This is a genomic window from Candidatus Poriferisodalis sp. (genome assembly GCF_965262965.1).
Classification (GTDB): domain Bacteria; phylum Actinomycetota; class Acidimicrobiia; order Acidimicrobiales; family Poriferisodalaceae; genus Poriferisodalis.
This window is the reverse complement of record NZ_OZ253573.1, coordinates 3,071,956-3,094,646: the sequence shown is the minus strand read 5'-3', so window position 1 is coordinate 3,094,646 and position 22,691 is coordinate 3,071,956. Positions and strand designations below refer to the sequence as shown.

At 65.0% G+C, this 22,691-nt stretch carries 18 protein-coding genes; 8 read left to right on the top strand and 10 right to left on the bottom strand.

The window, feature by feature from the left end; all coding sequences use genetic code 11:
- Positions 1 to 41 precede the first annotated feature (41 nt).
- Positions 42 to 2,888, top strand: coding sequence for an ABC transporter permease subunit (locus tag ACQY5K_RS14925; protein ID WP_428116753.1), 2,847 nt, complete (start codon positions 42 to 44; stop codon positions 2,886 to 2,888).
- A gap of 76 nt (positions 2,889 to 2,964) precedes the next feature.
- Here the strand turns inward: ACQY5K_RS14925 and ACQY5K_RS14920 are convergent, their stop codons facing one another.
- Both ACQY5K_RS14920 and ACQY5K_RS14915 read right to left on the bottom strand, forming a co-directional pair.
- The gene (locus ACQY5K_RS14920; protein WP_428116750.1) at positions 2,965 to 5,364 is read right to left on the bottom strand and encodes a xanthine dehydrogenase family protein molybdopterin-binding subunit; all 2,400 of its coding nucleotides are present in this window, start codon (positions 5,362 to 5,364) and stop codon (positions 2,965 to 2,967) included.
- 3 nt (positions 5,365 to 5,367) lie between these two features.
- Positions 5,368 to 6,135 (bottom strand): SDR family NAD(P)-dependent oxidoreductase, encoded by a 768-nt coding sequence (locus ACQY5K_RS14915; protein WP_428116747.1) that lies wholly within the window; start codon positions 6,133 to 6,135, stop codon positions 5,368 to 5,370.
- 144 nt (positions 6,136 to 6,279) lie between these two features.
- Here ACQY5K_RS14915 and ACQY5K_RS14910 point away from each other — a divergent pair, with 144 nt between their 5' ends.
- The 3 genes from ACQY5K_RS14910 (at position 6,280) to bfr (ending at position 7,921) form a co-directional block, all read left to right on the top strand.
- Positions 6,280 to 6,957, top strand: coding sequence for a metal-dependent transcriptional regulator (locus tag ACQY5K_RS14910; protein ID WP_419921133.1), 678 nt, complete (start codon positions 6,280 to 6,282; stop codon positions 6,955 to 6,957).
- A gap of 153 nt (positions 6,958 to 7,110) precedes the next feature.
- Positions 7,111 to 7,341 (top strand): (2Fe-2S)-binding protein, encoded by a 231-nt coding sequence (locus tag ACQY5K_RS14905; protein WP_428116743.1) that lies wholly within the window; start codon positions 7,111 to 7,113, stop codon positions 7,339 to 7,341.
- 106 nt (positions 7,342 to 7,447) lie between these two features.
- Positions 7,448 to 7,921 (top strand): bacterioferritin, encoded by a 474-nt coding sequence (bfr, locus tag ACQY5K_RS14900; RefSeq protein WP_428116741.1) that lies wholly within the window; start codon positions 7,448 to 7,450, stop codon positions 7,919 to 7,921.
- Here bfr and ACQY5K_RS14895 read toward each other — a convergent pair.
- From ACQY5K_RS14895 to ACQY5K_RS14875, 5 genes are all read right to left on the bottom strand, one after another.
- Positions 7,918 to 9,252, bottom strand: coding sequence for a hypothetical protein (locus tag ACQY5K_RS14895; RefSeq protein ID WP_428116739.1), 1,335 nt, complete (start codon positions 9,250 to 9,252; stop codon positions 7,918 to 7,920). The genes bfr and ACQY5K_RS14895 overlap by 4 nt on opposite strands.
- Before the next feature lie 197 nt (positions 9,253 to 9,449).
- The gene (locus ACQY5K_RS14890; protein ID WP_428116736.1) at positions 9,450 to 10,352 is read right to left on the bottom strand and encodes a hypothetical protein; all 903 of its coding nucleotides are present in this window, start codon (positions 10,350 to 10,352) and stop codon (positions 9,450 to 9,452) included.
- Between the two features lie 41 nt (positions 10,353 to 10,393).
- Complete coding sequence (locus ACQY5K_RS14885) at positions 10,394 to 11,611, bottom strand: hypothetical protein (RefSeq protein WP_428116734.1); 1,218 nt, start codon at positions 11,609 to 11,611, stop codon at positions 10,394 to 10,396.
- Between the two features lie 207 nt (positions 11,612 to 11,818).
- On the bottom strand, positions 11,819 to 13,111 hold the full coding sequence (locus tag ACQY5K_RS14880; RefSeq protein WP_428116731.1) for a DUF3179 domain-containing protein: 1,293 nt from the start codon (positions 13,109 to 13,111) through the stop codon (positions 11,819 to 11,821).
- Between the two features lie 105 nt (positions 13,112 to 13,216).
- Complete coding sequence (locus ACQY5K_RS14875) at positions 13,217 to 14,980, bottom strand: hypothetical protein (protein ID WP_428116728.1); 1,764 nt, start codon at positions 14,978 to 14,980, stop codon at positions 13,217 to 13,219.
- Between the two features lie 95 nt (positions 14,981 to 15,075).
- Here ACQY5K_RS14875 and ACQY5K_RS14870 point away from each other — a divergent pair, with 95 nt between their 5' ends.
- Positions 15,076 to 17,028 (top strand): flavin-containing monooxygenase, encoded by a 1,953-nt coding sequence (locus ACQY5K_RS14870; RefSeq protein ID WP_428116726.1) that lies wholly within the window; start codon positions 15,076 to 15,078, stop codon positions 17,026 to 17,028.
- A gap of 55 nt (positions 17,029 to 17,083) precedes the next feature.
- On the opposite strand, the gene ACQY5K_RS14865 is transcribed toward ACQY5K_RS14870, so the two are convergent.
- The 3 genes from ACQY5K_RS14865 to ACQY5K_RS14855 all read right to left on the bottom strand — a co-directional run bounded on the left by ACQY5K_RS14865 (position 17,084) and on the right by ACQY5K_RS14855 (position 19,163).
- The gene (locus ACQY5K_RS14865) at positions 17,084 to 17,731 is read right to left on the bottom strand and encodes a hypothetical protein (RefSeq protein ID WP_428116724.1); all 648 of its coding nucleotides are present in this window, start codon (positions 17,729 to 17,731) and stop codon (positions 17,084 to 17,086) included.
- Positions 17,709 to 18,017, bottom strand: coding sequence for a hypothetical protein (locus tag ACQY5K_RS14860; RefSeq protein WP_428116722.1), 309 nt, complete (start codon positions 18,015 to 18,017; stop codon positions 17,709 to 17,711). Before ACQY5K_RS14860 ends, ACQY5K_RS14865 begins: the two co-directional genes overlap by 23 nt.
- Before the next feature lie 336 nt (positions 18,018 to 18,353).
- Complete coding sequence (locus tag ACQY5K_RS14855; protein ID WP_428116719.1) at positions 18,354 to 19,163, bottom strand: enoyl-CoA hydratase/isomerase family protein; 810 nt, start codon at positions 19,161 to 19,163, stop codon at positions 18,354 to 18,356.
- Between ACQY5K_RS14855 and ACQY5K_RS14850 the strand changes: the two genes are divergently transcribed.
- Genes ACQY5K_RS14850 through ACQY5K_RS14840 form a run of 3 tightly spaced genes read left to right on the top strand, consistent with a single transcriptional unit; the run spans position 19,133 to position 22,581 of the window.
- Positions 19,133 to 20,524, top strand: coding sequence for a trimethylamine methyltransferase family protein (locus ACQY5K_RS14850; protein ID WP_428116717.1), 1,392 nt, complete (start codon positions 19,133 to 19,135; stop codon positions 20,522 to 20,524). The genes ACQY5K_RS14855 and ACQY5K_RS14850 overlap by 31 nt on opposite strands.
- Positions 20,525 to 20,563: 39 nt before the next feature.
- Positions 20,564 to 21,625 (top strand): LLM class flavin-dependent oxidoreductase, encoded by a 1,062-nt coding sequence (locus ACQY5K_RS14845; RefSeq protein WP_428116715.1) that lies wholly within the window; start codon positions 20,564 to 20,566, stop codon positions 21,623 to 21,625.
- A gap of 50 nt (positions 21,626 to 21,675) precedes the next feature.
- A complete protein-coding gene (locus ACQY5K_RS14840; RefSeq protein WP_428116712.1) occupies positions 21,676 to 22,581 on the top strand; it encodes a phenylacetaldoxime dehydratase family protein in 906 nt (301 codons plus the stop codon).
- The last annotated feature ends 110 nt before the right edge of the window (positions 22,582 to 22,691 follow it).

The window sequence follows — 22,691 nt, the reverse complement described above, 5'->3', positions numbered from 1 at the left end:
ACGCAGAACACATCCAGACATGAGGGGCCGGCCCGACAGACGTGCAACAGTACCTCCTCTTCGCAATCGTCGGGCTCGGATTCGGCAGTATCTATGCGGCGTTGTCGATGGGCGTGGTCATCACGTACCGGGGCACCGGCATCATCAACTTCGCCACTGGTGCGATGGCGATGTGGGGGGCGTACGTCTTCGATGAGCTGAGCGACACCGGCGATCTCGTGCTGCCGGTGGTCATCGTTCGACACCGCGTCAGCCTCGGCGGCGGTTCGGGTACGGTGCCGTTCGCGACGGCCATCGTGCTTGCCGTGCTGTCGTGCAGCCTCGTCGGCCTGATGGTGCATTTTCTCGTCTTCCGGCCACTGCGACGCGCCCCGATCCTGGCGCGTGTCGTGGCGTCAGTCGGCGTGCTGTTGGTGATCCAAGCCCTGATCGTGATGCACTTCACGAGCTCAGCCCGCGTCGTCAGCCCGATCTTGCCGTCCGAGCCCGTCAGCTTCGCTGGCATCAGCTTCTCTCGCGATCGCCTGTGGCTGACCGCCGTCGTGCTGGTGACGGCGGTGGCGGTATGGGCGTGGTTTCGCTTCACACGCCTGGGGCTCGCCACGAGAGCTTCCGCCGAGAACGAGCGAGCCATCAGCCTCGCCCGCTACTCGCCGCAAGTCCTCGCCGGCTCGACGTGGGTGCTGTCAGGCACGGTCATCGGATTCCTCATCATCTTGACGTCGCCGATAGTGACCCTGAATCCCCTGACCTACGTGCTGGCCATCGTGCCTGCTCTGGCCGCAGCTGTCATCGGCCGTCTGTCGTCGATCGGCGTCACGGTGACGGCCGCGCTGGGCCTCGGCGTGTTCCAGTCCATCATCGTCTACCAGACGACGAATCCGTGGTGGCCCGACTGGGCGATCACGGGGTTGTCCCACGCGCTGCCGTTCGGAGTCATCGTGATTGCGCTGTTCGGGTTGGGCGAATCGCTGCCCACCCGGGGTGCGGTCGAGCCCGACGCCTTGCCAGAGGTGATCCGGCCCAAGATGCGCCCGGCAGTCATTGCGGCAGTAGTGCTGGCGACGGGTGTGTTGACTGTCGTGACCCAAGGCAGCTACCGCTTGGGTGTCATCACCAGCATGATCATGACCATCGTCATGTTGTCACTGGTGGTGCTGACGGGATTGGTCGGGCAGATCTCGCTGGCACAAGCGGCGATTGCGGGGGCTGCCGGCTTCGCGCTCAGCAAGCTGGGCGACTCGATGGGCATCCCGTTTCCCATCTCGCCGCTCTTGGCGGCGCTGTTGGCGACCGTCTTCGGTGTCTTGGTCGGGATCCCGGCTCTGCGCATTCGGGGGGCGCAGCTGGCGGTCGTCACGCTGTCTGGTGCCGTCGCGCTCGAAGAGTTCGTCTTCCGCAATCCCTCCATCACCGGCATGTTCGGCAATCCCATTTCGGATCCGACCCTGTTCGGGATGAACCTCGGAGTGCGCGAAGGTCGAAACCTCGCCCGTGTGGAGTTCGGGATCCTCGTGCTCATCGTGGTGACCGTGTGCGCAATCGCGGTTGGGAACCTGGCCCGCAGTGCGACCGGGCGCCGATTTCTGGCCGTGCGATCCAACGAGCGAGCCGGCGCGTCGGTCGGGATCTCGGTTGCCAAGACCAAGCTGCTGGCGTTCGGCATCGCCTCGTTCCTCGCTGGCGTGGGTGGTTCGTTCATCGGCTACAGCCGCGGCCAGCTGTCCGCGGAGAGCTTCGCCGTGCTCATCGGCCTGAGCTTTCTGGCACTCGCCTACCTGTGCGGTATCACCAGCGTCGCCGGGGCGATCATTGCGGGGGCCTTCGCCCCCTTGGGCATCGGCTACGTCGTGGCCGACCGCGCAGCATCCTTGGGGCGGTGGTACCAGTTCCTGGCAGGTACCGGGCTGGTGCTGACCGCCATCTTCTTTCCCGAGGGCGTCGCTGGCGCCTACCGGGCGAACCTTGCGAAGCTGCGGGCCATGCGCGCCGCGCGGCGCGCCGTGGCAGCTGCTCGGGAGGGCAGCCGCAGCACCGCCGAGTTGCCTGACGCCGGCACGGGGTCGGGTGAAAGCCCCGTTCCCGCTGGGCTTGCCATCGAGGAGCGCCCGGTGCGCCGGCCGAGTTTCGATACAGCGCCGGCGGTGCTCAATGTCGAAAGTCTCTCGGTGCGTTTCGGCGGTCTCAGGGCAGTCGACGCAGTATCACTGCGTCTACGCGAAGGCGAGATCGTCGGGCTGATCGGGCCCAACGGTGCCGGCAAGACAACGATCATCGACGCGCTGACTGGTTTCGTTCCGTCGCGGGGCCGTATCACGTTCGTCGACCGCGAGCTGGCGAGCGAGGCACCGCACCATCGGGCGCAACTCGGCCTGACGCGAACCTGGCAGTCGGTGGAATTGTTCGGCGACTTGTCGGTGCGCGAGAACGTTCAGGTCGCCGATGAGCGGGCTTCGATCCGTTCCGTGCTGGCCGACATGGTGGTGCCGTCGCGGCCATCGGACCTGTCGCGTGTTGATGCTGCGCTGGCGTTGGTGGGTCTTACCGACGATGCGGAGGTGCGGCCCCACAATCTGTCGCTCGGCCGTCAGAAGCTCGTGGGCGTCGCACGCGCGCTGGCTTGCTCCCCCCGGGTCGTGCTGGCCGATGAGCCGGCTGCGGGCCTGACCAACGCCGAGAGCCGGGCGCTGGGTCGTCGGCTGACCGACGTGGCGTCCGGAGGCGTTTCGATCCTGTTGATTGACCACGACATGGGCCTCGTTCTGGAAGTCTGTGACTACATCTACGTGCTCGACTTCGGCCAGATCATCGCGCAGGGCACTCCGGCGGAGATCCGGGTCAACGAGGCTGTCGTGGATGCCTACCTCGGCTCTGGGTCCCCGGCGTAAGCACGGCCGCAATCCAAAATAGGCGACGCGTTGGCGCAGCAGCCACCGACGCCGAACGGCCGCCGGCACCCAGTGGCTACCGGCGCGCGGCGGCGAGCGCGGCGTGGACGCGGGAGGGGCTGAGGGGCAGGTCGTCGATGGTGATGCCGTAGGGGGCGAGCGCGTCGCAGACCGCGTTCGCGATGGCCGCGTACGGGCCGAGCGTGCCGCCCTCTCCGACGCCGCGGATGCCGTTGAGGTTGTGGGCGGGATCGGCAATGTGGCCGAGCTCGATCGGCGGCACGCAGTCCGCCGAGATCGCCAGATAGTCCATGAACGTGCCCGACAGCAGCTGCCCGTTTCTGTCGTACACAAAGTGCTCATAGAGCGCCCCGCCGACGCCTTGGACAATGGCGCCCTGCACCTGGCCGTCCACGATCATCGGGTTGATCGCACGCCCGGTGTCCTCCACGCACACGATCCGCTGCACATCCACTTCACCAGTGCCCGGGTCCACCTCGACGATGGCGGCCTGAGCGCCGGCGGCAAACGTTCCGGTGATCGGATCGTAGAAACGGGTGGATTCGAGGCCCGGCTCGGCACCCGGGGGCAGGCGCTGCGGCTCGAAGTAGGCGACAGCGGCGACGGTGGCCAGCGAGACCCCCACTGCCGGGGCGTCGGCGGTGTGGATGAAGCCGTCGTCGATGGTCAGCCACTCTGGCTCGGCTTCGAGCAGGTGCGCGGCGATGGTCAGCACTTTGGCTCGCACCGTGCGTGCGGCGAGCGTCGCCGCTCCCGAGCCGATGACTCCCTGGCGACTGGCGAAAGCGCCGAGCCCGAAGGAGATCCGGTCGGTGTCGCCCATCTCGACGGTCACCTGATCGATGTCGACGCCCAGTTCGGCTGCCACCACCTGCGCCATCGTGGTTTCGAGACCTTGGCCTTGTGAGGTCACGCCCATCGCCGCGGTGACCGCGCCGGTGGGGTCGATGCGCACGCTGGCCGACTCGTGGCCGGTTCGGAACGGCAGCCTCGGCCCCGCCGAGGCCTTCTGGCCGAGTCCGGTCAACTCGTTGTAGCAAGCGAAGCCGATGCCGAGCAGCCGACCGTCACCGCCTGGTGCCGTTGACGCCCGCTGCAGAGCGCGGAAGTCGTCGTAACCCACGCGTTCGACAACTCCTTCGAGGCAGTCGAGGTAGGTGCGCGAGTCGTGCACCAGGCGTGTGGGCGCGGTGTACGGCAGGTCGTCGGGCGCCACCAGATTGCGGCGGCGGATGTCGAGCGGGTCGAGGCCCAACGTCGCCGCGGCATCGTCGAGGAGACGTTCCATGACGAACACGGTGGCGGGCCGCGCCACGCCCCGGTACGGACCCGTCGGCGTGGTGTTGGTCGCGACACCCAGCACGTTGCAGCGGTAATGGCCCAGCTTGTACGGCCCGGTCAGCAGCCCGCCTGCCATGAGCGGCTCAATGCCCGCAGTCCACGGCGGCGCGCTGTAGGCGCCCACGTTGGCGTGCAGCACCGCGTCGACGGCGATGAGCGTCCCGTCAGCATCGAAGCCCGCCCGCACGATGTAGTGGTGATCGCGAGCGTGCAGCGCTGTGAGCATGTGTTCCGAGCGGGTCTCGATCCAGCCGACTGGGCGGCCCAGCCGTCGAGCCAGCTGCGCGATCACGGCATCTTCGGGATACAGCACCGCCTTGATGCCGAAGCCGCCGCCCACATCGCCGACCAGCAATCGCACGGCGCTGTCGGGGACGCCCAGCACCTTTGCAAGTCCGTTGCGGTGCAGGTGCGGGACCTGTGAGGTCGCATGCAGCGTCAGCTTGGTTCGTTCGCGGTTCCACAGCGCCACCGCGCCGCGGCCTTCCATCGGTGCCCCGCCGTGGCGGTTCGTGCGGTACTCCCGCTCGATGACCAAGTTGGCGGCGGCGAGTGCGGTGTCGACATCGCCGGCGTCGAACAGTCGCGTGACGATGAGATTGTCGGGTGCAAGGTCGTGCACTGGATCGGCCGGATCGGCGGCCGCAGCGACAGCGTCGACATGGCAGGTCAGCTCTGCGTAGGTGACGTCGACCAGCTCGGCGGCATCGGCGGCCAGCGCAGCGCTCGTGGCAACGACGGCGGCCACCGCCTCTCCCTGGTAGCGGACCTTGTCTGCCGCCAGCACCGGCTGCGGCGTTGCCACGTGAGTTCGCAACGCAGATTCGGCCACCAGCGCCATGGGGGCGAAGTCCGGGTCGCTGCCAGTCGCGACATCAATCACACCGAAGGCATCGAGCGCCGCTGAGGTGTCGATGCCCACGATGCGAGCGTGCGCGACCGGGCTGCGCACGAACGCGACAGCGAGCTGCCCGTCGTAGCGGACATTCGCGATGTAGCGACCTCGGCCCCGCAGCAGCCGGGCGTCCTCACGCCGCGGGACCGACTGGCCGAACGGGGCCCCCCTCGTCGGGACCATCTCATCGAGCCGGAATGACTCGTCGAGTTGCGACACCGATCAGACCATCGAGTAGCCGCCGTTGACCGACACGGTCTGGCCGGTGGTCCAGCCCGACAGCGGCGACGCCAGCAGCAGCACCATGGGCGGCACATCAGCAGGGACGCCCACCCGGCGCAGCGGGTACATCTTGGCGATGCGGGCCATGCGTTCGTCGTCGGCGTTGCCGGTGTGATGGGCGAACCGCTCCGAACGCACCAGGCCCAGCGACACGGTGTTGGCTCGGATGCCGTTGCGCCCGAACTCCTTGGCCACCGACTTCATGAGGCCCATTGTCGACGCCCGAGTGGTGGCCACCCCTGCCAGTCGGCTCTCCCCCACCCGGCCCGAGTCGCCCATGAGCGACACGATCGAGCCCGCCACGCCCGCATCGACCATGTGGCGCACGACAGCTTGGGTGACTCGCAACGTGCCCATGACCGTCACGTCTGCCATGCGCTGGAGGTCGTCGGGGTCGATGTCGAGGAATGGGCCGGTTTCGGTGTAGGCCGCGTTGTTCACGAGGATGTCGATGCAGCCGAACTCGGCGACGGTCTCGGCGACCATCCGCTCGACATCGTCCTGGCTGGTGACGTCGCAGCGCAGCGCAAGCGCAGCCCGACCCGCCTCACGAGCCGCGGCCGCACTCTTCTCAGCGCCCTCGCTGGAGGCGTTGTACGCAAACGCGACGTTTGCGCCCTCGGTGGCAAATGCATCGGCGATGGCTTGACCCAGGCCCTGCCCGGCGCCGGTAACCAGGACGTTCTTGCCAGCCAGCTTCAGATCCATCGCGTGCTCCGTTCGGTCGCCTTGCCGCCCCGGGCGTCGGCACGCAAGTCTGCCCTGCGCAGCAGCAGCGCTCACGCGCAGAGTGGTACCGGAGGCAGTAAAGGGGGTGCAGGGACCCGCCGGGCCACCGCTATGGTGGCGTTCATGGTGTACAAGCCGGTGGAATACCACCCGGCGTTCGAGGAGTACTCCGAGACGGTGTACGAGCTGGCCGAGGACGGTGTCGACGTCATTCAGGCGCGCATCGCCGAACGGCTCGACGTGTCGCGCCCTGCTGTGTCAGAGATGATTCGCCGGATGCAGCGCGAGGGCCTCGTCACCGTCAACGATGACGCCCGTATCAGCCTGACTGCCGACGGCAGCGAGATCGCCACCACGGTGGTTCGCCGCCATCGGCTCGCAGAGCGCTTCCTCACCGACATCTTGAAGCTGAGCTGGGCCGATGCTCACCACGAAGCCGGCCGCTGGGAGCACGTGATCTCTCCGGTGGTCGAGAAGGCGCTCGTGGATGTGCTCGATGATCCCAACACCTGCCCGCACGGCAACCCGATCCCCGGAACCGACTACTCCGCGCCCGTCGACGTCAAGGCGCTCGCCGACGTCGGGCAGGCTGAGGCGTTCACGGTGCAGCGCATCCCCGAAGAGCTCGAGTTCGAGCCAGGACAGCTCGAATTCCTGGAGTCATCGGGCCTCATGCCAGGAAGGCACGGGACGCTCATGTCGATGTCGCCGGATGGCACCGCCACCGTCGAGATGGCAGAGGGAGCGGTGGGCGTGAGCGCCTTCACCGCTGCCCGCATTCTCGTTACCGCCGACGTCTGAGATCCGACGGGCGCGAGCGCCGCACTTGCACGTCTGCGTGACGGGACAGGCATTTGCACATCAGGCGTTAGCAATGCCTAACATGGGCTATCAAGGTCGGGTGTGCCGCGGAGCGGTGCACGCTGCAGCGTTCCGCCGGAGGCCTGAGATTCCATGATCGTCTGCCAGTGTCTTGCGACGAACGAGGCCGCCATCCGGCACCTCGCCGCGCAGGGTGCCGACACGGTGTCCGACGTGGCCATGGCGTGCGGCGCCGGCGCCGACTGCGGCAGCTGTGTCGCCATGATCCGCGCTGTGCTGGACCAGTGCCGTGTGGACCCGATCGACCCCGAGCACGCATCGGTGCACTCGATCGCCTTCGACACCATCGCCGTCGGCGTGTAACAGCGGCGCTGGCTCGCGCCTGCGCCGCCCCAGCGCAATGCCCCAGCGCAATGCCCCAGCGCAATTTCGCGTCGGTCATGTCACAGCAGGCGCATAGGGTGTAGCCATGCAGGGATCACCCGAGGTCATCGAGTTCTTGAACGAAGCACTCACGGCCGAATTGACGGCCATCAATCAGTACTTCGCAGCCTCGAAGATCGCCGCCAACTGGGGATACGGCCAGCTGGCGTCCAAGTATTACGAAGAGTCGATGGGCGAGATGCGCGATGCCGAAAAGCTCATGGAGCGCATCCTGATGCTCGACGCCCTGCCCAACGTGCAGCGCCTCGGCACCGTGATGATCGGCGAGACGGTCCCCGAGCAGCTCTCACTCGACCGCCAGCTCGAAGAGGGGGCCATCGAGCGGTACCGCGACGGCATCCGGCTGTGTCTCCAAGCGGGCGACGCCGGCAGCCGCGAACTGCTCGAGAACATCCTGGTTGGCGAAGAAGAACATCTCGACTGGGTCGAGACCCAGCAGAGCCTCATCGCCGACATCGGCGTCGAGCGCTACCTGCAATCCCAGATGGGCAACGATTAGGGATCGACGCTCGACAACTTCTCGTATTCCAGAAGCTTGAGTCCGAAGACCAAGGCGTTATTCTCACTCGAATCACCATGGTCTTCAACGAATCGTCTGGACAAATCCATCACGCCGTCGATTGCGCTCGTAGGAACTTTGCCGAGTGCAGACGCCAGCAACAATTCGGCCAACAGCAGCCGTTGCTCCTGCATCTCGTGGTAGTTGTTTAGCAATTCTCGTATCAACCGGTTGCCGTCGAGCGAATCTCGCCCCCACCAACACTCTTCGGGTTGCAGCCAACGGAACACTGAACAGACGATGAGCGGATCGAAGTAGGATCGCAGGATCGCCGGTATCTCAAATTGACGCCATTCCGGGACAGCGTTCGACGCAGCATGTATGTAGCGTTTGCTCTGCACGGCCGAGCCCACAGCCACGAGAGTGGGCATCGGGCTCAGCGATTCCCCAAATAAGCTGCCCGGCCGCATCTGCGAGTGCAGACCCGAACTGAGACCCCAAAACAGTGGCTCCTCATCATCTGTAGCCACGATTCCTCCATCAAGGAACGCGCTCCGTCTCATGTAGAATTCGGAGTTGGTAAGCTCACTCGCCTTGCTCAACCCTCCAAGATAGTCCTTCTCGGCTCGAAAGGGCGAAGCCTCAAAGGGCAGTAGGCTCTCGTACACAGCAACGAAATTCGCGCTTCCGAACGGATTGACAATCGTGCTTCGGTCACGGTCAGACTCCGGACGCACATGAACAGCAAGGACGCCAACACGTACGGCTGGAAGATTAGCGTCCCGTCGGACACCTTGTACTGCCGCCAACGCACGATTAAGAGCAGTCCCAGTCACGACTCCAAGCACGAGAATGCAGATGCAGTTTGACTGCTTGATCAACTCGCGTTCAGCATTCTGTCCAAAGCCATGTAGATGGTGCGCTTTCACAAGTGGCACTTGCGGCATGACCGCATCGATCAATTCGAGGACAAGTTTTTCGCCTTGCCCATCTGCTCGCTCTAGTTCATTCGATAGACCGACGGCCAAATCTGCGTCCCCGATGAAATCAGCCGTGCCTTTGCTCCTGAAGTGGCCAATCCGCTCCGCGACAGACTCGATAATATTGGGCCGCGCTGTCAAACGAGAACTTGCTTTGGCGACGTCAGAAGATTGTGCCAAAGCCCGTCGAATCAGCGGATCAAAATCAATACGTACTCCCATCGTGAAACCATGGGGTCTGTGAGCCGCGGTTGAGGGATGCGCACGCACATCGAACCCCACAGCGGATGCCTCATCACAAAAACGCCAAAAATCACGTGCCTCGTCGGCGAAGCGGATGTCGGGCATCACCAATTCAGGGTCAGGGAGAACAAGCCCACCGAATGAACGGGGATCGATTTGCGCAATCCGAGCGCGTTCAACGGACTGGCAGAATCTACAACGATCGGCTGGGTGCTCGCCCTCCGCGAATGCCGGGTCAGCCTCGCACAGCCAAATCGACGTCTTGCTAACTAATTCGCCCAACGAAGCACCGAGGTGGTGCGGGTTTACGACGAGTTTGTCGACGAATGTATGCAGTGCCCAATCAAATGCTCCATGTTCCCAAGTGCCGTGAGCAGTCGGTCTCGCAATGCTCCGGATGAACTCACTGAGAGTAGTGCAAGGACGGGTGATTGGTCCCTCGCAGCATCGCGAATGGCCCTCGCAAATTCCGACATCGTCGCCGGATACGTCGAAAGCGTAATGACGGAACCTAGTGCATGCCCTTCGGCAGCGAGCATCCGCTGCAGAGCGAGCACTATGGACATTACTGTCGAAGTGTCAATGAGAATTCCGAGGCGATCTGTTCCGTGCTCCAACAGCCACCACGCCAACACTTCGGCATCGCGCGGCGAGCGGATTGCGTCGGCGAGCCGCACGAAGGTGCCACTGTGTCGGCCGCTCGGAAGGCGATAGTGGTAGTGTTTCGGCGTCCACATCGCCCTTCCATTGCGCAACAGACTTGCCAATTCAACTTCCCGGCAGGCGAGCAACACCTCCGAATCATTCGATGCACCGCTTGGTTGGGCGAGCGCGCCACGTCCCCATTCGATGCTGGGTTCAGAACCCACTGACGCATGCACAAAGCCCGCAGACGCGTGAATCCTTTGGAGTTTGAACGCGCGAGCGATTTCATCCAGTGCCCGGTCGACCCCAGATTCATTCGCAGGAAGTGTCACCGGCCAACGAAACACGAATTCTGTCACATGCCCGAGGCCTACTGGGGAAAGACGGCGCAGTTGCTGCAGCGCTCGGGGAATCTCGACAGACTGTTGAATGTCGAGATCGACGAACAACAATGAGTTTGGGCGACGTGCAGGCGCACTCTCAAGTACGACACCGCGCGCAGACAGGCGTGCGTACATCGATTGCACGAAAGCTCGCGTGAGCCTCTCCGCAGCTGCCTCCATCGTGCGTGAACCAGTCGGCGAGGGATTGCAGTCTTTAGCAATCAGAGGGGGATGACGACATGGACGGTCGTGCCCATGAATTCAAGTTGGGAATCATACTGTACATCTACGACCGTAGGCTTCACCGATCGTTTGGCTGAGCGCCTAGCGCGTAGCACCTCAAGGTGCCCGTTTTCGTCTAGCGAACCGCTTGTCAGCCACAGCTCGCCTCCGAACGTATCCACAACATCGACGACTCGTTCATATCCTTGGCCAGCCGCTTGTCCGAAGCTTGGGAGTTCAGCTGAGACGAGTCGATAGATAATATCTCGTGCACTCGTATGCGTGTAGGCGGAGTTTGCTCGGAGTTTCGGCAGCAGTGTGCGAACGATGCCATGCCCCATGTCAGCTACAACGAAATGTAACCGATTCGAACTCCTGGTTCCTCCACGAGTGGCATAGAACTGAACATAAGATCGTTTACGGGCAAACGGGATGCTCTTGCATGTTGTCTCAAGCGCCTCAAAGGCATGTTGCAAGTTTGAGACCAACTCATAAGTGATGTCGTGGATTGCAGTTATCAGAGCATCTGCGCTGTGATCGGCACTGGTGCCGCCCTCAGTGACTGCCTCCGATCGCGTATGGTGGCTCACGAGGCCTTCGATCCAGGCGCGTGCTTGATGATCGGTCAATTCCGTGTCTAGATCTTGCTCGTTTGCATGCAAGTGCGGGTTCAGGAAGGTGAGGAATTCGCGGTCCTTCAGTACGTCGGGATCTAACGCATGTGGGAACATCCTGCGGCTGAAATTGGTATCAGTTGGCGACCAATATCCCGCCCAATCCTCGGCAGGCCAAGCCGACTCCTCAGAGCCATGATGAATGTCAGTGGTGTCGGCAGCACGTTGTTTGATAGCGAACGATAATCCTGATCGGTCGAACGCCTTACGACCCCGTGGTTGAGAAGGCGGACGAATGGACAGGCGCGTCGTAGCGAATTCTCCGAGCAACTCGTTGGAGAGGATTTCTGCCCAATGCGAATCGATTCGTTCGGGCGATGTCTTGCAAAGCTCGCGAAAATCAAGTGTCAGCCATGTTTCGTCCTCGATCCGAGCGGTGGATCGAATGAACTCAACAATGTCGTAGACGTCACTTGCCGACTTAAGTCGACGTACAATCTTCGACTGCTCAGTTTCTGCGGTCCGCGGAGAATCGCTCAGGCCAGCAGAGCCGCCCTCCGCAACCATACGCTCGCTGGTTTCGCTGGCTTGTGTGAGAGACATGTGCTTCAGGATGAACTCTCTGCGTTGGCTTCTTGTCGGCCGTTGCCTCTACAGCTCGCGATCATCTTCGCACGAAGGCCGACCGCGTCGAGGGAGGCTCTGCCTATCACGACCGAAACGTGGGGGCAACTTCAATTCATATGGGCAAAGTCATCGCTGACGCCCTGGTCCTGGCTGCCCCGGATCCGGCGGTGAATCCGGGCTCGTCTACGGGCCGCCGATGATCTCGATATCGGGGTCGAAGGCTGCGGCGGCAAACCAGAACGTGTCGAGGTGCTCGATGGGTTCGAGCAGGGTGCCGGCCAGCGGACCATCGACGGCGCGGCCCAGCACTGTCCACGTCGAGCCGGTCTGATCGTCAGTGAACGCTCCGATGCCGGCCGAGCTGGCAGCGTCGGCTTTCCGGCTGAACGTGAGCACCTCACCGTCGACGGTCGCGTTGAACACGCCGGTGCCGCCCACGTCTCGGCCGAACGCCACTTGTGAATCCTGGATCGGTGTGGCCGTCCCGGGAAGGTGGAACGCCACCGCAGTCACGCCGCCGACCTCGGTCGCGATGACACCTTCGGCAGCCAGCGCGTCAAGCACCACCGCAACGCCTTCGCCGCCGTGACGGATGGCCACCACCCGCGTCTGCGCGCCGAGACGAGGATCGGGAGTGCCCAAGAACAGGATCGGACTGCCGTCGGGGTCGTCGTAGCCGGCATACGGGTTGGAGCCATAGGAGCGCCCCGAACCAACAGGACGCGACAGCACGAGGCCATCGGGATGCTCCGCAACGAAAGTCTCGAACGACACCGTCGCGACGGGAATCAGTTCAAGCTGTGCGCCGGTCAGCTCGCCGGCGACGGCCTGGCCGGTGAAGTGGGTCCACAGGCTCTCGGTCTGGCGGTCGTACATGATCAGCGACGAGTTGTAGAGCCGGCCTGACGTCCCGAAGGTGAACGTGCGGCCGTCGAGCTGCCGGTAGTACCCGATTGCCGAGTTGCACAGCGGGCAGTAGGTGACGGTGACGGCTTCGCCGTTGACGGTGTCGTTGACGATCTCGTGCCAGATCATCACCTGTGTGGGGTAGGCCCGCGCGTCGCCTCCGAGGTTGATCGTCACCACCGCTTCTTGCCGCTCCAGCCAGTCCACCTCGGAGGCACGCTCGAAGTCGGGCGAGTCGATGGGCGGGATCCCGTCCGGCGGCGGGCCGCCAGAGATGATTTCGGCCGGGTCGATGAGCGGATCTGGCAGCAGCGGCGCATCCGCGCCCTGACGCAACGCCGAGACGGAAAAGTCCTTCGGATCGCCGGGAATCTGGGCGACCTCGAGCGGCACCAGCGGAGCCGCCATGGCCTCCGTCGTCGTCGAAGCCGGTGCGGTGGTCGCCGCAGACGCGGCCTCGGCAGTCGCTGCCGCCGTGGCCTCGGGGGCCGACGCCTCGTCGTCGGATGAGCCGGCACAGCCCAGCAATCCGATGGCGAGACCGCCGAACAAGAGCATCGGAACAGCCACAGAAGCAATCCGCCGCGGTGCCGATGACCTCAGCCGGGCTGATTGCTGCTGTCGATTCGCCATCAGGCGACGCTACTTCGGCAACCCCGAGCCGACGGGCGCGCGCTAGGCGGCGGGCAGGGCGCACCTGCGGTCCGGGAGGAACCACAGGGCCCATGCGCCGGCGGGCTCGTCGACAAGATGCCGGGCGTTTGTGCAGCGCTCGTCGAGGCCATCGTGTGCGATGACGAACTCGGAGCACGAGGTACGACCCGAAGTCAAACTCACCCGTTCGTGGCGGATCGACGGCAGCTCCATGCGGTACAGCCACATCGCGTAGCTCGGCACCATCGTGCGGTCATGGGCGAGGCAGCTCAGCCCACCAGCACGGAAAACGTCGGCGACTTCGGCGGCGGCGGTCACCTGATCCCGGGCGATGTCACCGACGCCCGCGAGGTGACGGTGGTTCGACACCGTGGCCGCCGACGCGAGCGTGAGCACTGCGGCCACCACGGCTGCACACGGGAGCATTCGCGTTCGGCTGAGATCGGAACGGCGGGCCTGCGGCGGCTCGGGTTGAGACTCCGGATCGGTCGCTGCGTTCGGCTGTCGCAGCGCGACGGCCATGAGCGCGATGCCTGCGAAGGTAAGCACGACGGCGGCCGAGGCAACCGCGGCGAGGCGACCGTCGGCGAGCGACCACGCTGGGCTGAGCGACAGGGTCATGATGCGTCGCGGTTCACCGTTGAGCATTCCGGGCACGCCCAGCACGGCTGCGTAGGCGGCCAGCGCCAGCGCCGCTGCGGTGATGAGCATGTGTGTGTGGCGGCGCGAGCGCTGCGTTGAGATCCATGCGAGTGCGACGACGGCCAGCGGCACTGCCCAGGGATCGACGTAGCGCCCGTACAGCACCGTGTCGACGCGGTCGCTGCCGACCAGCGTCCACCCGCCCAGCAGCACTACCGCCAGCGCGCCCACCGACACGAAGACCGCAACCGCCGCCACCGGGCTCTCGGGCGCACCGCGACCCCGCAGCAGGCGCACTGCCGCCACCATGCCGATGCTCAGCCCGACGAGCCCCAAGCCGACGGTGCCGCCGCCCAGCGCCAGGAGCTGCCCGGACACTGTCGCCACCGTTTGCCAGCCGCGGTCGAGCTCGGCGGCGTCGCTGAGACGAGCGATCGGCCAGGTGCCGGTCAGCGAGAGCGCCAATGCGGTCGTTCCGCCGCCGACCAGCAGACCTGCCGCCAGCCCCAGCCACGTGCGGCGTCCGGTTCGGGTAACCGCAGCCGTCACCACGACGGCGACAACCAACACGACGGCGCGCGCATGCAGCGCGACTGCCAGCGTCGCGACCAGTCCCGCCACCGCCCATGAACGCTGGCTCGAACGGCTCGTTGCGGCCAAGCCAGCACGGGCGATGGCCACCGCGATCGCGAGCAACGCCAGTACCAGCAGCGTCTCGGACCACGCAATGCGGGACGCGCTCGACAGCGACGGGTGCATCGCCGCAATCGCCGCGCCCGCAGCGCACACCCACCAGCGACCCGACATCCGCCAGCCAAGCCAGCCGGCAACCGCCACTGCCGCTGTGGCGGCCATCGAGTTGGCGACCAGCGCGATGTAGTGCACCGATTCGCCCTGTGTCGGCAGTTCCGAAATCTGCGCCACCCACACGAGCGGCGCCAGCAGCAAGCCGAAACCCGGCTGAAATGCCAAGTTCTCGGGTGCCAGCCCGTTGCTCCCGAGCCACTGGGCGATGCTCAGGTAGGCGGGCACGTCGGGCACCGCCACAGGTCCGCCCGCCGAGGAGGACACGAGCAGATGGACGGTGAGCACCCCGACCAGGGCTCCTATCCCCAGCGTGGCCGCAACGACGTCCCGTCTCATGTCGTCGTGAAGGCTGTCACAGCGCCCGGCGCCTGCCGCACGCCTGCGAACCAGCACCGCCCCGGCGCGATGAACGGTACCTCGCTTAGCATCGCATGAGCACTGAATCGAATGAAGTCGGGGGACTCATGGCGCAAAGTGAGATGGCAACGGACACGTTCACGCGGCCGGCGATCAGCATTGATCCCGAGACCGGCTTGAAGATCTTCAACACGCGTGCGGCGAAGGCGTCGGAGAAGATCCAGGGCAAGGGCTACTCGGTCAACGCGGACGAGCACCTCAAGGAGCTGCCACCGCCTCCGCCAGGCGCTGTGTTCAACGCCGAAGAGCAAGCCAAGTACCGGGAGTTCAAGGAGATCCGCCGGGGCGCCGCCGACTACATGGCGATGGAGGGCGAGTTCAAGCGCTACCTCGAAGACGTGTACTCCGAGCCGCCGGTCGAGCGCGACGCGCTCACCGACGAGTGCGAGGTGCTGGTCATCGGCGCCGGGTTCGCCGGGCTGCTGCTGTGGCACAAACTGCGCGCTGCCGGTATCACCGATGTCCGCTTCTGCGAGAAGGGCGGCGATGTCGGCGGGACCTGGTACTGGAACCGGTACCCGGGCATTGCCTGCGATGTCGAGTCGTACAGCTACCTGCCGCTGCTCGAGGAGATGGGGTACATCCCGTCGATGAAGTTCGCTTCGGGCTTCGAGATCCTCGAGTACTGCCAGACGATGGCCTCCAAGTTCGGCTTCTACGACCATTGCCTGTTCCACACGACGGTCGACGCCACCGAGTGGGATGAGGACACCGGCCGCTGGACGGTGATCACCGACCGCGGCGACGCCATGAAGGCCCGCTACGTCATCTTGGCCAACGGCATCCTCACCAGCCCGAAGCTGGCACGCATCGACGGCATGACGAAGTACCAAGGCGAGTCGTTTCACACATCTCGCTGGGACTACAACATCGACCTCGAAGGCAAGCGCGTCGGCATCATCGGCACGGGCGCTACCGCGGTGCAGGTGATCCCCGAGATCGCCCAGGTGGTCGGCGAGCTGTACGTGTTCCAGCGGACGCCGTCGTCGATCGACGTGCGCGACCAGCGAACGACCGACCCCGACGAGATCGCCGAGTGGAGCAAGGAGCCGGGTTGGGCGCGGGCCCGCCGCAAGCGGTTCGCACGCATCTCGTCTGGCCGTACCGCCATCAAGGCCAACGACGACTACCTGGCCGGCCGAGTGGCGGACTTCAAGGAACGCAAACAGCACGAGCGCAAGCTGTCGCCCGAAGAGCTGGTGCAAAAGCAGCTCAACACGAATTTCCGGATCATGGAGCAGATCCGGGCCCGGGTGGACGCCATCATCGAAGACCCCAAGACGGCCGAGGCGCTCAAGCCCTACTACCCCTACGGCTGCAAGCGCCCCACCTTCCACGACGAGTACCTGCCCACGTTCAACCAGCCGCACGTGCATCTGGTGGACACTGCGCCGATGGGCGTGAGCGAGATCAACGAGCGGGGCGTGGTGCACGACAGCGTGGAATACCCGCTGGACGTGCTGATCTACGCCACCGGATTCCAGTGGATGGCTACTGCAACGTTCAACATGATCAGGGGCCGCGACGGCATGACGCTCAGCGAGAAGTGGCAGACCGAGGGCACCAGGACGTTCCTGGGCCTGCACAGCCATGGCTTCCCGAATCTGTTCATCGTGTCTGGGCCCCAAGGCGGCGGCGGCAGCTTCAACTTCACTGACGCCATCGACCAGCACGGCGACTACATCATCTGGATGCTGACGCAGATGCGTGACAAGGCGCTCAACGTGGTCGACATCACCCCCGATTCAGAGGCGAAGTACGCCGAGCACTGCCGAGTGGCCGACATCACCACAGCGCCGCTGCGTGACTGCCTGTCGTACTACAACGGTCACGGTGACGCGCAGCCGGGCAGCTTGGCGTACTACGGCGGCGGCTACTGGCACAAGTTCCGGATTGCTGCGCAGGAATCGCTCGACCCCTACGTCTTCGAATTCAAATCCGACCGGGTAGCCCAACCCGCCGGCTAGCGCCGACGTGCCGGACCTATCTGCGTCGATGAGCAACTGTATCCGCGGTCCTCGTTCAGCTGCCTTCGATGTCCTCGGCTTCGTCTGCGCCATCGATGCCTTCGAGAAGCGTCGACGCGGCAGTCCAAAAGACCTGACGCGCTAGCAGCCGCTCAGACTCAGTGAGCCATCTGTCCAGTTCGACACCGGAGGCCTTCAAGAGCCAGCCGTCTGCGCGCTGGGGCAATCGGCGACGGGCGGGATCGAGATTGCTCCGAAGCTGTTCGTGCAATGTCGAAATCTCATCCGGCGACGCCTGTTCGAAGAATTCGGCGGCGACGCGCTCCGATGTCGAGTGAATCGCATCTTCGTCGGCGTCAGTCGTGGACCTGTCCTGCCATGAGGGCGAGAACCGGTCCTCCAGCTGTCGCAGCTTGCCGGACTGTATGGCTGACGTGCCTGGCCGCCCACCGCTGTGACGCCGGATCAAAACGTCAGTGAGCTGTTCTCGCTGCAGCACGTAGATCGAATCTGCAGCTTGACGCAGGCTTGCGGCCTGGTTGCTGACATTCGGCTCGATACCAATGAGGTTGACCCGAACACCGAAGTCTTGGGCGGCGAGGACACCCTCCAGCAAGTCTTCATCGCCAGCCAACAGGAAAACATCGCCGACGCGGCCCGACTGGGACAACGTGAACAGGTCACGATAGATCAGCGAGTCCACCCCCCTTTTGGACTCCCTTGTTGGTCAGGCGACCAAGTCTGAGTCTGACGCCTTGTAGATCGGCGACAAGGTTCTGTTCGTCAGTCGGACGTCGTTCGTGCGCTGCGTCGTACCAGTAGATGCGCAGCAACCGCCCTTCGGAGCGCTCGCCGGCGAACCGCAGGAGGCGTTCACGAAGCTTCGAGGGATTCAGAGTTAGTTCATGTCGCGCCTTGGTGCCGTGGACCAGCAGACCGCCCTCGGCGTACACGTACCCGGCATCAACCAGAATCAGAAATGAATTCATGGATCTCCCAAACAAATAAAAGCGGGAGCCATTTGCGGCTCCCGCTCAGCACCTCATCGGAGGCGCCAGTTCTATGTGCCGGGCCGTAGAGCCCGGCGAGACACCTCATCGGAGGCACCAGTTCTATGGACGACAGCCTAGCGACGCAGCCGCTTTGGGCGTGACAGCCCCGCAGGCGATTGGTGCGATGCCATGCTTTGCGGGGACTCGTCATCACCATGCGTGGATGACGCCACGCGCAGTGTGTGACATGCCAATCGATGTCGGCACAGTGCGCCGTCGGACGCTCCGCCGCGACGCCTCAGGGCGTCTCCAAGACGGGATCGCGACTGCACGTCAGCGGTTGGACCATTTGACCTGGCGGCGGTGCAGGAACGACCGCATCGCTTCCTGGCTGTCCGCGGTGAGCGAGGTCATGATCTGAGTGCGGTTCTCGAGGTCGATGCCGGCGCGCAGGCTGCCGATCTCGAGGTTCGACCACATGACTTCTTTGGTCATCCACACGCCGAACGGGCTGTTGCCGACGATCTCGGCAGCGACACCGAGGCAGGTGTCAATGAGCGCATCGTCACACACCACGGCGCTGACGAGACCGATGCGGTCGGCCTCGGTTGCATCGATCACCCGGCCGGTGAGCATCAGCTCCCACGCTCGGGAGGCACCGATGAGGCGGGGCAGCATCCAGCTGACGCCAATGTCACAGCCGGAGATGCCCAGGCGCACGAACGCCGTGCCGAACTTGGCCGACTCGCCGCAGTAGCGGATGTCGGACGCACAGGCGATGGCGAACCCGCCGCCTGCTGCTGCGCCGTTGATCGCCGCAATGATCGGCTGGCGCACGTCACGCATGTGATGCACCAATCCGGCGATTTCCTGCTGGATCGCCATGCCGCGCTGCGGCCCGCCGTGGGATTCGGTGCCCGGCACGACGCCGTAACCGGTGAGATCAAGCCCGGCGCTGAAGCCGCGGCCCGCTCCGGTGAGCACGATGGCGCGGGCGTCATGGTCGGCGTCGGTGGTGCTGAGGGCATCGTGGAGATCGCTCACCAGTCCGTGCGTCAGCGCATTGAGCCGTTCGGGTCGGTTGAAGGTGACGCGCGCCACGCCCTCCGCCGGTGCATCGATGGTCAGGTTCTCATACGACATGGAGCGTTTCCCCATTGGTTGGGTTGCGGCCGTTGTTCTGCGAGCTGCGTGGTGTCCGCACAGTAGCCAGAGGTGCCGCGGCGCTCTTGGGCCGTCCCGCAGAATGTGCCGATGGCCGAACCGGACGACGCGGGACTTACGGTGCGACGCGGCCGGTCGGCCCGAGTTGCTTCGCGTGCTGCCGGGCCAGATCCGTCAGCGGGACTGCACACGCCGCGCCGACGCATCCCGCCATACGAGCTGCTCGACGACGAGGCGCTGGATCGGCTCGAGGCGCACGCCGACTGGATCCTGTCGGAATCGGCGTCGAGTTCCGTGGCGACGACGAGGCGCTGGAACTGTTCCGAACCGCCGGGTCTGAGGTTGTCGGGGTGCGTGTGCGCTTCGAGCCCGGCTTGGCCCGGCAACTGTGCTCGACGGCGCCCGAGCGGGCCACCGACTCGATTGCAATGGCCCGGATCGTGTTCGGCGCCGAATACATGGCGTCGCACTGCGTGATCCAGGGCAATGTGAACGTCAACTCGCCGCTGGTGTGGGACGACACGATGAGCGGTGCGCTCAAGGTCTACACCGGAGCGAACCAAGGCTGCCTGATCTCACCGTTCATCATCGGCGGCGGCATGGGGCCCGTCACCCAGCCGGCCCTGATCGCGCAGGCGCATGCGGAAGCCATGACCGGCATCGCCCTCACCCAGCTCGTACGGCCCGGTGCGCCGATGATCTACGGCAACTTCCTGACCACGATGGACCTCAAATCGGGCGCGCCCACGTTCGGCACCGCCGAGTCGACGCTTGCCACCTTCGCCATCGGCCCGCTGGCCCGGCGCTTGGGCATGCCGTTTCGCTGCGGCGGTCACTACACGGCCTCGAAGGTTGCCGATGCGCAGGCCATGCAGGAGTCTGCCGATGCGATGACACCAGGGCTGCTGGCCGGTTCGAACTTCATCCTGCAGGCGGCCGGCTGGCTCGAAGGCGGGCTGACCCTCAGATACGAGAAGTTCGTGATGGATGCCGACCGGTGCGGCATGCTGCACCGCCTGCTCGAAGGCCTCATCGTCGACGACTACGAGCTCGGAGCGTCGGCGTCCAGCGAGGCCGGCCCCGGCGGCAACTACCTGGCAACTGCCCACACGATGGCGAACTTCGAGACAGCCAACTTCGAGTCGGCGCTGTGCGACGCCCGCTCGTTCGAGCAATGGTCCGAAGAAGGCAGCCTCGACATGGCCCAGCGTGCCAACCAGCAGTGGAAGCAGATGCTCGCCGACTATGAGCCTCCCCCGCCGCTCGATCCGGCCGTCGGCCGTGAGCTGCAGGCCTTCGTCGACGACCGCAACGCAGCCGTACCCGACGCCTGGTACTGAGCCCGGCTCGGTCTCACACCTTCGAACTAACTTCGGCGCATGACGCAGTCGCTCAGGTTTGGGGTCGTGCACGACTTCCGGTGTCCGCCGGGCAGTGACGTGACGATGCCGCAGGTGTATGGCGAGACGTTCGACCAGGTGGTGCTGGCCGAGCAGTTGGGCTTGGAGTTGTGCTGGTTCACCGAGCACCACTTCATGTCCGACGGCTACCTGCCCAACTTCGTGCCGGTGGCGGGCGCGGCCGCGGCGCTGACAACCACCATGCGGTTCTCCACCGACATCTGCTTGATGCCGTTCCGCGACCCGGTGCGCCTGGCCGAAGACCTCGCCGTGCTCGACAACATCTCGGGGGGCCGCATGGAACTCGGCGTCGGCATGGGCTATGCGGCGCACGAGTTCGCCGGGTTCGGCCTGCCGCTTCCCCGACGCGTCTCGCTCACCGAGGAAGGGCTCGACATCCTGCAGCTGGCCTGGTCGGGCGAACCCTTCAGCTACGAGGGCAAGCGATACACGTACCGAGACGTGCGAGTCACGCCCGATCCGGTGCAAGACGGCGGTCCCCCGCTGTGGATCGCAGCGACGAGCGAGGCGGGCGCGCTGCGGGCGGCCCGCTTCGATACGAACCTGCTGCCGCAGGGACCGAAAGCGGCCGTGCTCGAACCATGGAAGCAAGCACTGGCCGCCGACGGGCGCGACCCCGGCGACAAGCGCGTGGGCATCATCCGCGGCGTGTACGTCACCGACGGGCGCGACACCGCTGACGATCCGACCTGGGAGGCGGTCGCCGCCGCAGAGCGCTACCGCCGGAATGTGTACATCGGCATCATCAAGGCCAGTGCCGACCACAAGTCGACCGCGGCCGAGCGCTCGGCCCGGACCGGCCCTCGTGTTCCCGATCCGCTGAACCCGCTGGTGTGGACTGCCGGCGATGCCGACCATTGCGTGGCCGAGCTGACCGACCTGATCCGCGATCACGACGTCACCGACCTGGTCAGCTGGGGCGGCCCGCCCGGGCTGCCGCCGTCGGTGATGAACGCCTCACTGGAACGCTTCGCGAACGACGTGGTCCCCCGCATCCGCGAGAATCTCGCAGAGCGATAGGCGGGAAACTCGACAGTGCGACACTTCTCACGGCACAACAGGGGGGCCTCATGACCGCCAACCGACCTGCAGGTCATGTGCCCAACGTTCCCGCGTGGAGCGTCATCGGCCTGCCTGAATGCACCGCGTTCTCCATGATCCATGCGCGCGGTTCCCACAGCGATGTCACTCTCGGGGAGCTGAGAGCCGAGCTGACTTCGGGCCCGGACACGCCCGACCATCTTGAGCGGGCTCGCATCGTCAACGTCGGCGCCGACATCGGCAACGACACGGCCGTGTTCCTCGGCTATTGGACCGATCCCGAGTCGTACCGCAGATGGGCGAAGCGCTCCGAGGCGCTCAACCGGGCCGGTGTGCTCGTCGAGACCGCCTTCATTCCCGGCGAACGGTGGGAGACGATCCACTCGACGCCGAAGGAAATGCCCGGTGTGCGCAACCTGCTGAAGGTCGAACGCACCGATATCCACGAGTACTGGGGGGCGGCCCGCGACCGGATGCCAGCCAGCGCCGAGGACGATCTGGCCGCCGAGCCGGGAGAACCGCTGCCCGGCAACCTGTGCTTGATCCGTTCGGGCCAGATCTGGGCACATTGCGAGGAAGCCGAGCGGGCGCTGTACTTCGCCGATGTCGAGCCGCACCTCACTGCGGGGATCGACTTTCTCGCCGAGCATCCCGAGACCGGCTGCATCTCGAGCCGGCTCCTGCGGGAACAGACCATCGACGGCGAAGACTTGGAATCGACGAGCTTCGTGGGCTGGTTCACCGATCTCAAGTCGCTGGAGGACTGGTCGAAGTCTCACCCGACGCACCTGGCGATCTTCCATTCGTTCTTGGGGATGGTGGGTGAACTGGGCGCCGAGGTCAAGCTGCGTCTGTGGCACGAGGTGGCCGCAGTCCCTGCCGGTGGTGTCGAGATCTCGGGAACGGAGCCGTCGCCGCTGACCGCTGTCGCGTAGCTGAGGTACATCGCTCCACCTGCACCCGGCCGACCAGCGGTTGAGCTTCGGTATCGTCGGATGACTACCTATCGACTGGGCCGCTTTCTGAGCGAACGATTCGAACCGGG

Bases quoted from the DNA above. Each gene is read 5' to 3' on its own strand.
- ACQY5K_RS14915 (WP_428116747.1), bottom strand. From the start codon at position 6,135: ATGGATCTGAAGCTGGCTGGCAAGAACGTCCTGGTTACCGGCGCCGGG.
- ACQY5K_RS14910 (WP_419921133.1), top strand. From the start codon at position 6,280: ATGGTGTACAAGCCGGTGGAATACCACCCGGCGTTCGAGGAGTACTCC.
- ACQY5K_RS14905 (WP_428116743.1), top strand. From the start codon at position 7,111: ATGATCGTCTGCCAGTGTCTTGCGACGAACGAGGCCGCCATCCGGCAC.
- bfr (WP_428116741.1), top strand. From the start codon at position 7,448: ATGCAGGGATCACCCGAGGTCATCGAGTTCTTGAACGAAGCACTCACG.
- ACQY5K_RS14890 (WP_428116736.1), bottom strand. From the start codon at position 10,352: ATGGAGGCAGCTGCGGAGAGGCTCACGCGAGCTTTCGTGCAATCGATG.
- ACQY5K_RS14885 (WP_428116734.1), bottom strand. From the start codon at position 11,611: ATGTCTCTCACACAAGCCAGCGAAACCAGCGAGCGTATGGTTGCGGAG.
- ACQY5K_RS14875 (WP_428116728.1), bottom strand. From the start codon at position 14,980: ATGAGACGGGACGTCGTTGCGGCCACGCTGGGGATAGGAGCCCTGGTC.
- ACQY5K_RS14870 (WP_428116726.1), top strand. From the start codon at position 15,076: ATGAGCACTGAATCGAATGAAGTCGGGGGACTCATGGCGCAAAGTGAG.
- ACQY5K_RS14860 (WP_428116722.1), bottom strand. From the start codon at position 18,017: ATGAATTCATTTCTGATTCTGGTTGATGCCGGGTACGTGTACGCCGAG.
- ACQY5K_RS14855 (WP_428116719.1), bottom strand. From the start codon at position 19,163: ATGTCGTATGAGAACCTGACCATCGATGCACCGGCGGAGGGCGTGGCG.
- ACQY5K_RS14845 (WP_428116715.1), top strand. From the start codon at position 20,564: ATGACGCAGTCGCTCAGGTTTGGGGTCGTGCACGACTTCCGGTGTCCG.
- ACQY5K_RS14840 (WP_428116712.1), top strand. From the start codon at position 21,676: ATGACCGCCAACCGACCTGCAGGTCATGTGCCCAACGTTCCCGCGTGG.